This window comes from Streptomyces rapamycinicus NRRL 5491, from assembly GCF_024298965.1.
GTDB lineage: Bacteria > Actinomycetota > Actinomycetes > Streptomycetales > Streptomycetaceae > Streptomyces > Streptomyces rapamycinicus.
The window spans coordinates 7,542,817-7,555,856 of the sequence record NZ_CP085193.1 but is presented as its reverse complement, the minus strand read 5'-3'; the positions used below and the strand labels follow the sequence as shown (position 1 = coordinate 7,555,856).

The window sequence follows — 13,040 nt, the reverse complement described above, 5'->3', positions numbered from 1 at the left end:
GAGGGGCGGCCTTTCGGTCCGCCCCTCCACCTCTCGGGGGATCGCCAGTTGGTCTCGGGGTGGTCAGCCGCGGTCGGGGGCTCTCTCGATGAACGGGGCCAGCAGCCCCGGTACCGCGGACTCGGCGAGGGCGATTCCCTGGCCTTCGGTCAGGTCGTGCACGTGGTAGACGCCCTCGCCCGCGGCGGTGGTGGCGCCGAGGGTGATCAGCCCGGCCCGGCGCTGGAAGGGCGTCCGGGTGAGCTTCCAGCCGATGATCCCGTCGCGCTGGAGGGCGACGGTGCGGCGGGCGAACGCGCCGGAGCACGCGGCCAGATAGCGGTCGCGCAACCCGTGGCCGAGGCTGTGGTAGGCGCTGAAGGCGAACGCCACCAGGGCCGGCACCAGCACCACACCGGTGATCACGCCGGTGATGACGAGCCACCGGCCCAGCCACAGGCCCAGGCCTACGGGTACGGCCGCGATCAGGACCGACCACATGAGGGCGCGGTTGATCCGGCGCCGCAGGGCCGCCTTGGGGTGCGGGAGGAGCCCCTTGCGCTCGATCAGCCCGGGGCCGGTCGGCAGCGCCTGGGCGGCGACCCGCATGGCCTCTTCGCGCGGGGTGGGCGGGGTCAGTCCGCGGCGCCTGCGGTTGTCCTCCTGGTTGCCCAGGCCGCTGGCGACGGCGTTGAGCTTGGCGCCCTTGGCCCAGCGCAGCGGGACGGGCTCGACGAGTTCGAGGCCGCGCAGATGGCGCTCCTCGATGCTCACGGACCGGGTGGCCAGCAGTCCGCGGCGGATGCGGAGGATTCCGCCGTCCTCGCGGCGCAGTTCGTAACCGGCCCAGTTCTCGATGTAGGTGGCGGTGGAGCCGATCATGCCGAGGACGGCGATGACGACGGCGGCCAGCAGGATTCCGTACCAGAGCGGAATGGTGCCGAATCGGTCCTCGAGGTCCTTGACGACACCGAGGTCCAGCGGGTTCACCTGGAGCTCGCTCAGGGTGCGGTAGGTACTGGCGGCGGCGATGAAGACACCGCCCACGCCCCATACGGTCAGCGGGCCGTAGCGCAGCCAGGACCAGTCCAGCCGGCTGAGCACACCGTCGCTGTCGGCCACCGGCCGGGCCCGGCCCGCGTCGCGCAGGGCGATGATCTGCCGGCGCAGCTCCACGGCCTCGGCCTTGGTGATGCCGTCGAGGGCGAGCCTGCGCGCGGCGGCGTCGCTCTGGTCCCCGCTGTCGATGCGCAGCGTGGTGAGACCGAAGATCCGGTGGACCGGGTTGGCGGTGACGTCGACACCGCGGATGCGGCCGATCGGGACCGAGCGCTCGCTGCGGAAGAGCAGTCCGGTGTGGAGCTCGAAGCGGTCCTCGGTGAGCCGGTAGCGGGTGGTGAACAGCCGCATCAGCCCGATGCCGCTGATGACCAGGAAGGTCACGAACAGCGAGCCGAGGGTGATGATGACCTGGAGGTTGGTGTCGCCTCCGGTGACCGCGAGGCTGGCCAGGAACATGGCCACCGGCGCGGCGAGGATGGAGAGGTTGACCAGGAGCAGCCGCCCGTTGAGCCGCCCCCAGTCGCGGCCGGCCGCGTGGGAGGCCGACCGCACGGTGGTCTCGGAGCTCATGTGGCGTCTCCCGGCACGGCCTGGGTGGACTTGGCCAGGTACTCCACCAGGTCCGCGGCGAGCTTGTGGTCGATGCCCTTGATCTTCACCGCGCCCGCGGCGGAGGCGGTGGTCACGGTGACGCCGGACAGCCCGAACATCTGCTGCAGCGGGCCGCGCAGGGTGTCCACCGTCTGGACCCGGGACAGCGGCACGACCCGCCACTGCTGCCAGAGCCAGCCGGAGGCCGCGTAGACCGCCTCGTCGGTGGCCTCCCAGCGGTGGACCCGGTAGCGCCAGGCCGGCATGACGGCCATGTAGAGCAGCCCGGGGACCAGCGAGATCAGCGTGGCCCACATGAAGAACTCACGCGTGGGGGGAATGGAGGCCCACAGGATCCCGAAGACGAGCGGCAGGGGCAGGGCGAAGAGTGCGGACTGCAGCGTCCACCAGCCGATCGCACGGCGGTCGACCCGGTGCCGAGGCGGTCGGAGCCTCAGGTTGTCATGGCGTTCCACTGCTTCACCCTGCTCTTGCGTCTGACGGGTGCCGGGGCGGGGCCCGGCGGGGGTTGGTGGACTATGAAATCAGGCGGCTCAGACCGACGCACCGGTGGCGGTCTGCTGCGGCAGCTGACCGCTTCCGGTGTGCTGGTCCTTCAGCTTGCGCATCTTGGCCAGCAGTACGGCGGTTCGGGTCAGCACCATGGCCAGCGACATGAAGACGAAGGCGTTGGCGTAGGTGTCCTGGCCGCTGATCTTGTAGTCGATGGAGAACTTGACCAGGTCCATGGTGAACCAGTGCTCGGCGCCGTAGGCGAAGAGGATGCGTCCGCCGGAGAGGACGATCCACACCAGGGCGTAGCCGATGCCACCGATGGTGTAGAGCTCACCGGACGTGGCGTCCTTGTAGGCGGGCAGCAGCACTCCGGCGATCAGGCCGCAGATGACTCCGGTGCCGACGCCCACGAGCTGCAGGGAAATGTCATTGCCCTTGGTCGGGAAGGACTCGACGAAGATCGCGATGACCACGGCCACGGCGATGACCGAGCGCACCATCCGCATCGTGGTGATGCGGCGGCGGCCGATGTCGGTCGCCAGGATGATGATCAGGATCGTGCCACTGGCGATCAGTGCGGACAGGAACTGGCTCATCTGTGGCATATGCGACGTTCTCCAAGCCAAACGGGGATGTGCGTTCGGTGTGACGGTTCTCCGCCTCACCTAGCTCAACGCTAGAAGCGGGCGCGCCACCGCGAGACGACTGAACGGTGGGTTCTGGCTGTCAACCGTCCGGTGGACACGGTGGACACGCGTGGTAGTACTGAGCCGTGCGCAATCACTCTCCGGGGGACGGCTCGCAGACCGGGGCGTACTACGGTCCCGAGTCCGGCACCCGCTGGTTCGGCCTGTGGGACGGCTTCTTCGCCGTCTCCTATCTCGTTACGGCGGTCCTGCTCTTCCTCTCCGGCGGCTCGCAGGTCAACCACTCCATCCCGATCGCCGCGCTGACCCTGACCGTGCCCTGGTACGCGGCGGTCGGCCGGACGCTGATGATCGAGGACACCTACGGCCCGCGCAACCTGGTCTTCGCGGCCGGCCTGGTGACGCTGTTCTGTCTCACCACGGCGTTCAACCTCATCGGCGCGTTCGCGCTGTTCGCCGTCATCCCGATGCTGATCATGAGCCTGCCGATGGTCTCGGCGGTGGTGCTGGCCACGGTGGCCAATCTCTGCCCCGTGCTGGTGGTGGCGTTCACCGGCGAGGACCTGGGGCTGAGCGTCCTGGGCGTTCTGCCCATCTCGCTGCTGAGCATCGCGCTGTCGGTGCTGCTGGGGATGTGGATCAAGCGGGTGGTGCGGCAGAGCAAGGAGCGCGGGCTGCTCATCGAGGAGTTGCGGCGCAGCCAGGAGCGGGTGGCCCGGCTCTCCCACGAGGCCGGTATCTCGGCCGAGCGCGAGCGGCTGGCCCGGGAGATCCACGACACCCTGGCGCAGGGCCTGACCAGCATCATCAGCCTGGTGCAGGCGGCCGAGTCGGAGGTGCGCGAGACCCCGGACCAGGCGGTGAGCCATCTGTCGCTGGCCGGGCGGGTGGCCAAGGAGTCGCTCGCCGAGGCCCGTGGCTTCGTGGCCGCCCTCACCCCGCCGGCGCTGCGCGGCGGTTCGCTCTCCCAGGCGGTGCGGCGGCAGGCGGACGGGCTGATCGCCGAGACCGGCCTGGAGGTGCGGTGTTCGGTGATGGGCGAGGAGAGGTCGCTGCCGATGGCGGTGAGCGTGGTGCTGCTGCGTACGGTGCAGGAGGCCATCGCCAATGTGCGCAAGCACGCCGAACAGGCCCGTACGGTCGATGTGATCGTGGTCTTCGACCAGGGCGGGGTCCGGCTGCTGGTCCGCGACGACGGCGAGGGGTTCACCCCGGACGGCACCCAGGAAGGCTACGGGCTGCGCGGTATGCAGGCCCGGGTGGAGGAGATCGACGGGGTGGCGTCCATCACCAGCGGCCCCGGACGGGGCACCACCGTGGAGGTGAGCGTGCCGATGACGGCGCCGGCCGGGGAGACAGTGAATGGCTGAGGGTACGCCGGGCGGGCCGAGCCCGATCAGGGTCCTGCTGGCCGACGACCATCCCGTGGTGCGGGAGGGGCTGAGCGCCATGCTGGAGTCCGCCGAGGGGATCACGGTGGTCGGGCAGGCCGGTTCCGGTGAGGAGGCGGTGGTCCAGGCGGTCGCGCTGCGGCCGGACATCACCCTGCTGGATCTGCGCATGGGCGGAATGGACGGGGTCGAGGCCACCGGGCAGATCCTGCGCCAGGTGCCGGGCTGCAAGGTGGTCATCGTGACCACGTACGAGGACGACTCCGACATCCTGCGCGCGGTGGAGGCGGGCGCCGCGGGCTATCTGCTGAAGGGCAGTTCACGCCAGGAGCTGATCGACGCGGTGCAGACCGCGGCGCGTGGCGAGACCGTGCTCACCCCGTCCCTCGCGGGCAAGCTCTTCCGCACCCGGGCCCCCGAGCCGTCCCCGCTCTCCGGCCGTGAGCGCGAGGTGCTGCGGCTGGTCGGCCGGGGGCTGACCAACGCCGAGATCGGCGCCGAGCTGTTCGTCAGCGAGGCCACGGTCAAGACGCATCTGCTGCGCTCGTACCGGAAGCTCGGTGTCTCCGACCGCACGGCCGCGGTGATGAAGGCCTTGGAGCTTGGCTTGTTGAACTGAGGGCGCTCACACCGTCCCCGTGAGGCTGCTGTCGGAGAGCTTCGCGGGGAGGTCGCGGCGGCGCTTGACGTTCAGCTTGCGGTAGATGCGGGTCAGGTGCTGCTCCACCGTGCTGACGGTGACGAACAGCTTGGAGGCGATCTCCCGGTTGGTGTTGCCGTGCGCGGCCAGCACCGCGATCCGCACCTCCGCCTCGGTCAGCGCCTCCACATCGCGCTGCGCCTCGGTCCCCTGGCCCGGCTGGGCGGTGGCCGCGGCGAGCTCGCCGGGGTCCGCGTGCCGGGGCATCAGCTCACGGCAGAGCGGATCGGCGCCGCAGGTCTTGGCCACGTGCCAGGCCTTGCGGACGAGCACCCGGCCCCGGTTGAAGTCGCCCAGCGAGCGGTAGGCGCGGCCGAGTTCACCGAGCGCGACGGCCAGCTGGACGCGGTCCTCGCCACCCTCCAGGATCTCCACGGCCTCCTTGAGCCGGGGCACCCGGCGCTTGAGCTCGTCGGTGCGGGCCAGGACGACCAGCAGGGCGCCGCGCAGCCGGGCGTCCTCCGGGCCCTGCCGCAGCTGCTCCTCGGCCAGCGCGCGGGCGCGCCCGGGGTCGCCGAGGGCCAGCCAGGTCTCGGCGGCGTCCAGCCGCCAGGGGGTCAGCAGGGGGATGTCCGTCCGCCAGGCGCCCATCAGCTCACCGGCGGCCGTGAAGTCGCCGAGCGCGGCGTGGTAGCGGCCGGTGGCCAGATGGCAGCGGCCTCTGGCGCGCAGGTAGAACAGCCCGGGGAGGGTCTGGAAGAGCTCCTCGGGCAGGGGCTGTTCGAGCAGCGCCATGGCCTCGTCGTAGTGGCCCATCCCGGTCTCGGCCTGGATCAGGGTGGACAGCAGCAGTCCGATGCCGAGGCCCCAGCCCTGGACCGAGATGCGCGACATCGCGGTGCGCGCCTGGTGCGCGGCGACCTGCAGATCGCCCTGGCGGAGCGCGATTTCGGCCCGTACGGCGGACAGCAGCGCCTGCCAGGTGGGCACGCGGCGGGCGGAGCATTCGCCCTGCAGCCGCTCGCACCAGGACAGGGCGAGGTCGAGCCGGCCGGCCAGCACGAGTGCCATCAGCGCGACGACCAGCGGCTGGAGGGTGCTGTCGCTCAGGTGGTAGCGCTGCAGCACCCGCTCGGCCTCGATGACGGCCCGGTCGGCCTGGCCCTCGGTGAGCACGGCGGACATGGTGGCGGCGGCGTGGGCGTGGGCCAGGTCGGCCAGGTCGCGCGGGGCTCCGGCGGTGGCGCCGGTGGCGCCGGTCCCGACGGTGGGGAGACGGTCGCGCAGCGGGGGGCTGAGCATGGTCAGCCACTGGGCGGAGGCGGAGACGGCGGCGGTCATCGCGGGGTCGTCGCCGGTGGCGGCCGAGCGGGCCAGCGCGGAGACGGCGCCGGTCGCCGCGTCCAGCCGTCCCGACCAGGCGAGGTAGGAGGTGATCGGGGCGACGTCGCGCGGGGCGAGCCGGCCCCGCTCGGCGCCCTCGGTGAGCTCCGGCAGATGGCTCTCGGCGGCGGCCGGGCCGATCCGCCAGGCGATGCTGACCAGCCGGGCCTTGAGCGCGGTACGCTCGGGGCCGGGCGCGCAGGCGTGGTGGGCGCATTCGAGGCAGCGGAGCGCGAACTCCAACTCCTCCTCGACCAGGGCGAATTCGGCGGCCTCGCGCAGCACGGGGACGGCCCAGCGCTCGGCGTCCTGCCGGGCGGAGACCAGTTGGCGGGCCACGTCGAGCGCGGAGGCGCCGTCGGCGTGCAGCAGCCGGGCGGCGCGGGTGTGCAGTGCGCCGCGGGCGGTGGCGGGGGTCGCGTCGAGCACCGCGGTACGGGCCACCTCGTCGCGGAAGGCGTTGTGCTCGAGGATGGCGCACTGGTGCAGATCCTGGGCGCCCTGCTGGACCGTGCTGGCGCTGAGGTCGAGGAGCTGGCCGAGCAGCCGTGGGGAGCGGGCGTCGCCGAGGACGGCGACCCCGCGGGCGATCCGCAGCACCTCGGGCTCGCCGCGGTGCAGACAGCCGAGGACGGCGTGGGCGAACGCCTCGCCGGGCACCGGGCGCTGCTGGGCCTCGCCGTGCTCGCCGACGGTCCGCCAGTCCTCCAGCAGGGCGCGCAGCAGCAGTGGGTTGCCGCCGGAGACGCGGTGGCATTCGGGGGCGAGGCGGGCGGCGACGGTGGCGGACAGGGTGCCGGACAGCGCCTCGGCGACGCCCGACTCGGTGAGCATGTGCAGCCGCATGCGCACACAGTTGGGCTGGCGGAGCAGCTCGGCGTGGAAGGTGAACTGTTCCTGGCGAAGCCGGGGGGATTCGGTGAGGACGATGAGAACCTTCGCCTGCCGCACCCGGCGGGCCAGGTGGAGCAGGAATTGCAGGGACTGGTCGTCGCCGCAGTGCACATCGTCGACAAGGACGACAAGTGTGCGATCGTCGACCATTCGCAGCAGCGCCGAGGAAATCTGGGACATGACGTGCATGCGCCCCGCGTCGGTGGATTCCAGTGTGTTTCCGTCAAGTAGCGCGATCACTTCGGATCGCACATCGGCGGGCATCGCACCGTTATCGAAAATCTTTCGGACAATTCCGAAGGGAAGGTCCCGCTCGGCCCGCGAACCGGTCGCTTCCAGGAGCAACGCACCACTTTCGATGGCCTGTTCGGCAAAAGTGTTCAGCAGTGTGGTCTTGCCACTGGCCACCGCACCGCTGACAAGAGCCAGCCGGCCCCGGCCCTGCGTCGCGCCGCGCAGCATCTCACGCAGCGCGGAGAGGTGGTTCTCCCATTCGAAGAGGTTCGCAGGCAAAGAAATTCATCCCCCGATGAAGCCACCTGATGCCCCCAGCGGACCGCCGGGGGCATCGAGCATGACGAGTGGTGTTTTCCGGAGCGTCGGGCAAGTTCCTGAGGCGGCCGGCTCAGGGTCTCGACCCCGAAAGCGCCTCCGCGACGAGACTCATAATCGGCCCTTGCTGCCCGGCCAAGAAGAAGTGACCACCGGGGAACACCCGGATGTGACACGCGCCGGTGGTGTGCGACCGCCACGCCTCGGCCTCCTCCAGGCTGGTCCTGGGGTCGTTGTCGCCGGTCAGCACGGTGATCGGCGAACGGACGGCGGCACCGGGCAGCGAGCGGTAGGTCTCGATCGCCTTGTAGTCACCGCGAATCGCCGGCATCGCCATGCGCAGGATCTCCTCATTTCCGAGGACGCGGGAATCGGTGCCGCTCAGCAGCTTCATCTCGCGTACGACGCCGTCGTCATCGCGCCGGTGCACATTCTCGTCGCGGTAACGGGACGGCGCCCGGCGGCCCGAGGCGAAGAGGGCGAGCGCGGAGAACTCCGGGTCGGCCTCCTCCAGCCGGCGGGCCACCTCGAACGCGAGAACGGCGCCCATGCTGTGCCCGAAGAAGACGACCGGGAGATCGAGCCAGGGCTTCAACTCCGCGGCGATGGCGTCGGCGTACTCGTCGATGTTCTCGATCAGCGGGTCCTGCCGCCGGTCCTGACGCCCCGGATACTGCACGCACAGGACATCGGCGGACGACGAAAGCGTTTGGGACATCGGGAAGAAGAACGACGCCGAACCCCCGGCGTGGGGCAGACAGACCAGACGGGCGCGACTCTCGGGCACCGGATGGAATCGTCGTATCCAGACGCTGTCTTCTCGCTGTGCACCCATGCGTAGGGAAAGTCTTTCGCTCGTCAAGCAATATGTGGGGGACAGACGGCAGAGCGTACCCGGCACGCGCCCGAGGACACGTCGGCAAGCACCGCCCCTTCATGATTAACACGCCCAATGATGTAGGGGGCACCCCTAGTCTAGGGGGATTCTTCTTGACTGGGGTCACGGGGCGTGCGTGACTGTCGTGCGCTCTTGTTGAGCGCCTCCACCAGATCGTCCAGGGCGTCGACGAGTTGCTCCGCGTCGCGCAGCGCCACCCCCGGACGGTCCCCGGACCGCTGCCGCCAACGCTCCAGCGACCGGTGCACCGGCGACCAGTTGAGCGGCCGCCGCTCCCGTACCGCCTTCACCGCCTCCGGCAGCGCCTGCCGCAGCGCCTCGGCGAAATCCCCGGCCTCCTCCGACGGCGGCGCGTCCCGCTCCGGCAGATGCGCCTCCAGCAACATGGCGACCCGGCCCATCGTGGACAGCGCCGTCTGCGCGGCCCGCGCCGCGGGCCGCGACAGCCCGCGGTGGCGCACCGGTTCGCGGTGCGCCTGGGTCTCACTCTGTTCCCAGGCCGCCCGCACCGCGCGGGCGTCCAGCAGGGCGTCCCGCACCTGGCGGGGACGGCGGTCGGCGGGCCGGGCGTAGGCGTCGAAGACGGCGGTGGCGAACGCGCCGTTGGCGGCCAGCCAGTCCGCGAGCCGGTCCCGCAGCCGCGGTGTCTCCCAGGCGGGGAAGACCGCGTACGCGACCATCGCCAGGACCCCGCCGAGCAGCGTCAGCGCCACCCGTGCCTGCACGGTCTGATGCCATGCCTCGCCCGCGATGCTGAGAAGGAAGACCACGTACGCGCTCACGCACGCGGAGGTCACGATGAAGCCGGTGCGCAGCAGCAGATACATCGACAGGACGGACAGCACGGCCAGCCCGGCGCTCAGATACGAACCGGGGTGGACCAGCGCCACCACCCCGCCGCCGACCAGCACCCCGGCCAGGGTGCCCAGGAAGCGGGCGACACCGCGGGAGTAGGTCTGGGCGAAGTCCGGCCGCAGGACCATCGTGGAGGTCAGCGGCGCCCAGTAGGAGTGGCCCAGCGGCAGCGTCGTGCTCAGCAGATAGCCGCTGACGCTCACCGCGCACAGCCGCACCGCGTGGCGCAGCACCGGCGAGGACCAGCGGGTCTCGCGGCGGACGGCGCGCAGCGCCATGGCGGCGGTGCCCCCGATACCGGGGCGGGGCAGGAAGCGGTGCACCGTCCGGCCCTCGGCGGACACCTCCTCCACCGGCTCGTCGGACGCCTCCACCACGTCCGCCACCAGTGAGAAGAGCCGCAGCGCGGCACGGCGGGCGGCACCGGTCAGCTTGGGTCCGTCCGCCGGCATCCGCAGGACGGCCATGGCCCCGGAGGGCACCCGCACCGGTGTGCCGTGGCGGATGGCGTGGGCCACCGCGTCCAGCACGGTGGCCGTGGCGGCCAGCAGTTCCCGCACCCGGTCCCGCTCGGGCCCCTCCTCGGGGGCGCCGACCACCGGGTCGGCGAGCGAGGCGAGCACCGGGCGGATCCGCTCGGCCAGCAGCCGGTAGCCGCTGAGCTGCCGGGGCCGCCGCCGGGCCTGACGGGGCGTCACGGCGGCGGCGCCGCGGGCGTCCATCAGCGGCTTGGGGTCGAAGGGCGCCACCGGCTCGTGGCGCAGCCTGCGGGCGTAGTCGGCCACGGCGGCGAGCGCGTCGGCGAGGGCGTCGCGCTGCACACCCCACGGCCGCACCGGAAAGAGCACGATCAGCGCGGCCTGCACCACACCGCCGAGCCCGACCAGCAGGGCGTGCCCGAGGGCGCCCGTGACCGAGGTCGGGAGGGTGACCGTGATCAGCATGACGGCCACCATCTGGGTGGAGACCAGCCCGGAAACCGGGCCGACCGCCCACGACATGCCCGTCATCAGCGTCCATACGGCGAGCATCAGGACGAAGGTGAGGGTGTGGGCGGCGGCCAGATAGCCGAGGAAGGTGCTCACCGCGAGACCGCTCGCGGCGGCCAGCGCCAGCCAGGGGCGGGGGCGCCAGCTGCGCTGGAAGGTGGCGATCCCGGCGGAGAAGGCGCCGAAGGCCGCCGAGACGGCCAGTGTCGGCGAGCCCAGCCACAGCGCCACCCCGACGACGAGCGCGACCCCGCACGCGCCGCGGACCGCGACCAGTGGTTCGGTCCTGGTGCGCTCGATCGCGAGGCCCGTCCGGGCGGTCTCCTTCAGCGCGTGCGACCAGGTCATGCGGCGAGACTACGGGGTGGCCCCGGGAGAACTGAACCAGCCGTTCCGGTCCGGTTCTCCCAGGCACGGCCCCTGGCGGGGGTCAGTCCCCGGGCGCGCAGTCCACCTGGAGGAGCTGGATCGGCCGGCTGGCGTCGAGGTCCACATACGCGGTGAAGGACCGGGTCGTCGGTGCCTGGCCCCAGTGGGTGGTGATGGTCGCCCAGCCGACCCGCGCCGACTGGGCCGTGGTCACCTCGCCGACCTCGATGTCCTGCGGCTCGTTCTGCGCGCACAGCAGCAGGTCGTAGTCGGGCGTCTGGGCGGCCTCCTCCTTGAGCTGGTCCGAGACCAGGTGCTCCCGCTCCCAGGGGCGCGGGCCGTGGTTTCCGTAGAAGCCCTCCAGGAAGTGGTGGATCTCCTCGGCGGTGTAGCGGCCGTTCGGGTCGGTCCGCTCGGTGGCCGAGGCGGGCGACCCGGCGGCCAGGGCGAATCCGAGGCCGAGCGCGGCCACACAGCCGCCGGCCACCGCGGCTCGGGAACGAAGCGCACGAATGGAATCAAGCATGGAAAATCCCCCTGTGTATGGTCTTGCGCTGATGATTCGCCCCTTAGCCGGGCGAGCACACAAGAAGACCCTTCAGCCCCTCGAATGGTTGCTCAACTGTCCCTGGGACATGAGAACTTCGCATGCGGCCCCTGGGATCCCCGCAGGATCCCCGCACCTCACAACGGCGAAACCCCCTGCCGGACCGGGTCCGGCAGGGGGCGGGGAAACCACTCAGACGTGCGCATCACACGTCACATACACCTCAGTGGTTCTTCGGGAAGCCGAGGTTGATGCCGACCTCCTCCGAAGGCTCCGGCCAGCGGGTGGTGACGACCTTGCCACGGGTGTAGAAGTGCACCCCGTCGTTGCCGTAGATGTGGTGGTCGCCGAAGAGCGAGTCCTTCCAGCCGCCGAAGGAGTGGTAGCCCACCGGCACCGGGATCGGCACGTTGACGCCGACCATGCCCGCCTCCACCTCCAGCTGGAAGCGGCGGGCGGCGCCGCCGTCACGGGTGAAGATGGCCGTGCCGTTGCCCCACTGCGAGCTGTTGATCAGCGCGATGGCCTCGTCGTAGGTCTCGGCGCGCACCACGCACAGCACCGGGCCGAAGATCTCGTCACGGTAGGCGTCGGCGGTCGGCGGGACCCGGTCCAGCAGCGAGACGCCGATGAAGAAGCCGTTCTCATGGCCCTCCACGGAGTACCCGGTGCCGTCCACGACCACCTCGGCGCCCTGGGCCGCGGCCCCGTGCACATAGGAGGCGACCTTGTCGCGGTGCTCCTTGGTGATGAGCGGGCCCATCTCGGAGGCCGGGTCGTTCCCGGGGCCGATCCGCAACTTGGCGGCCCGGTCGGCGATCTTCTTCACCAGGTCGTCGCCCGCGTCGCCGACCGCGACCACGACGGAGACCGCCATGCAGCGCTCACCGGCCGAGCCGTAGGCCGCGTTGATGGCGTTGTCCGCCGCGAAGTCCAGATCGGCGTCGGGCAGCACCAGCATGTGGTTCTTGGCGCCGCCGAGCGCCTGCACCCGCTTGCCGTGCTCGACGGCCTTGGACTGGATGTACTTCGCGATCGGGGTCGAGCCCACGAAGCTGACGGCGGCGACGTCCGGGTGCTCAAGCAGCCGGTCGACGGCGACCTTGTCGCCGTTGACCACGTTGAGCACCCCGTCCGGCAGCCCCGCCTCGGAGGCCAGCTCGGCCAGCCGGCGGGAGGCCGAGGGGTCCTTCTCGCTGGGCTTGAGGACGAAGGCGTTACCGCAGGCGATGGCCACCGGGAACATCCACAGCGGCACCATGGCCGGGAAGTTGAACGGCGTGATGCCCGCGACCACACCCAGCGGCTGGCGGATCGAGGAGACGTCGACCCCGGTGGAGACCTGGGTGGACAGCTCGCCCTTCAGCTTCTCGGCGATCCCGCAGGCCAGTTCCACGATCTCCAGACCGCGGGCCACCTCGCCGAGCGCGTCCGAGTGGACCTTGCCGTGCTCGGCGGTGATCAGCTCGGCGATCTCGTCGCGGTGGGCGTCCAGCAGCTCGCGGTACTTGTAGAGGATCGCGGTGCGCTTGGCGAGGGACACCGTGCCCCAGGAGCGGAACGCCTCCCTGGCCGCGGCCACGGCCGCGTCGACCTCGTCCACGGAGGCCAGGGCGACCTGGGTGTCCTGGGCGCCGGTGGCGGGGTTGTAGACCGGCCCGTACGCGCCGGTCGCGCCCTCGACGGTCTTGCCGCCGATCCAGTGGTTGACGGTCTGCATGGGTGCG

At 71.3% G+C, this 13,040-nt stretch carries 10 protein-coding genes; 2 read left to right on the top strand and 8 right to left on the bottom strand.

The genetic code is table 11. The features are described from left to right. Nucleotides 1-63 precede the first annotated feature (63 nt). The 3 genes from LIV37_RS31950 to LIV37_RS31940 form a co-directional block, all read right to left on the bottom strand. The gene (locus tag LIV37_RS31950) at nt 64-1,611 is read right to left on the bottom strand and encodes a PH domain-containing protein (RefSeq protein WP_020871219.1); all 1,548 of its coding nucleotides are present in this window, start codon (nt 1,609-1,611) and stop codon (nt 64-66) included. After that, complete coding sequence (locus LIV37_RS31945) at nt 1,608-2,108, bottom strand: PH domain-containing protein (RefSeq protein WP_020871218.1); 501 nt, start codon at nt 2,106-2,108, stop codon at nt 1,608-1,610. The genes LIV37_RS31950 and LIV37_RS31945 overlap by 4 nt, the downstream gene beginning before the upstream one ends. Before the next feature lie 78 nt (nt 2,109-2,186). Next, complete coding sequence (locus tag LIV37_RS31940) at nt 2,187-2,753, bottom strand: hypothetical protein (RefSeq protein WP_020871217.1); 567 nt, start codon at nt 2,751-2,753, stop codon at nt 2,187-2,189. A gap of 167 nt (nt 2,754-2,920) precedes the next feature. Here LIV37_RS31940 and LIV37_RS31935 point away from each other — a divergent pair, with 167 nt between their 5' ends. Then, entirely contained in the window at nt 2,921-4,165 is a 1,245-nt protein-coding gene (locus tag LIV37_RS31935; protein ID WP_020871216.1) for a sensor histidine kinase, read from the top strand. Beyond that, entirely contained in the window at nt 4,158-4,805 is a 648-nt protein-coding gene (locus tag LIV37_RS31930) for a response regulator transcription factor (protein ID WP_020871215.1), read from the top strand. Before LIV37_RS31935 ends, LIV37_RS31930 begins: the two co-directional genes overlap by 8 nt. A 6-nt stretch (nt 4,806-4,811) precedes the next feature. On the opposite strand, the gene LIV37_RS51840 is transcribed toward LIV37_RS31930, so the two are convergent. The 5 genes from LIV37_RS51840 to LIV37_RS31895 all read right to left on the bottom strand — a co-directional run bounded on the left by LIV37_RS51840 (nt 4,812) and on the right by LIV37_RS31895 (nt 13,033). Further along, entirely contained in the window at nt 4,812-7,616 is a 2,805-nt protein-coding gene (locus LIV37_RS51840; protein ID WP_020871214.1) for a helix-turn-helix transcriptional regulator, read from the bottom strand. A 112-nt stretch (nt 7,617-7,728) separates the two neighbouring features. Further along, entirely contained in the window at nt 7,729-8,490 is a 762-nt protein-coding gene (locus tag LIV37_RS31910; protein ID WP_121824269.1) for a thioesterase II family protein, read from the bottom strand. A gap of 140 nt (nt 8,491-8,630) precedes the next feature. Continuing rightward, entirely contained in the window at nt 8,631-10,745 is a 2,115-nt protein-coding gene (locus LIV37_RS31905) for an FUSC family protein (protein WP_020871212.1), read from the bottom strand. Nucleotides 10,746-10,827: 82 nt separating this feature from the next. Next, nucleotides 10,828-11,292, bottom strand: a complete 465-nt coding sequence (locus LIV37_RS31900; protein ID WP_121824270.1) for a hypothetical protein — start codon at nt 11,290-11,292, stop codon at nt 10,828-10,830. A 244-nt stretch (nt 11,293-11,536) separates the two neighbouring features. Then, nucleotides 11,537-13,033 (bottom strand): CoA-acylating methylmalonate-semialdehyde dehydrogenase, encoded by a 1,497-nt coding sequence (locus tag LIV37_RS31895; protein WP_020871210.1) that lies wholly within the window; start codon nt 13,031-13,033, stop codon nt 11,537-11,539. Between the last annotated feature and the right edge of the window lie 7 nt (nt 13,034-13,040).

Coding starts and splice junctions, on each gene's coding strand:
- LIV37_RS31905 (WP_020871212.1), bottom strand. CDS start 10,745: ATGACCTGGTCGCACGCGCTGAAGGAGACCGCCCGGACGGGCCTCGCG.
- LIV37_RS31950 (WP_020871219.1), bottom strand. CDS start 1,611: ATGAGCTCCGAGACCACCGTGCGGTCGGCCTCCCACGCGGCCGGCCGC.
- LIV37_RS31910 (WP_121824269.1), bottom strand. CDS start 8,490: ATGGGTGCACAGCGAGAAGACAGCGTCTGGATACGACGATTCCATCCG.
- LIV37_RS31895 (WP_020871210.1), bottom strand. CDS start 13,033: ATGCAGACCGTCAACCACTGGATCGGCGGCAAGACCGTCGAGGGCGCG.
- LIV37_RS31930 (WP_020871215.1), top strand. CDS start 4,158: ATGGCTGAGGGTACGCCGGGCGGGCCGAGCCCGATCAGGGTCCTGCTG.
- LIV37_RS31900 (WP_121824270.1), bottom strand. CDS start 11,292: ATGCTTGATTCCATTCGTGCGCTTCGTTCCCGAGCCGCGGTGGCCGGC.
- LIV37_RS31940 (WP_020871217.1), bottom strand. CDS start 2,753: ATGCCACAGATGAGCCAGTTCCTGTCCGCACTGATCGCCAGTGGCACG.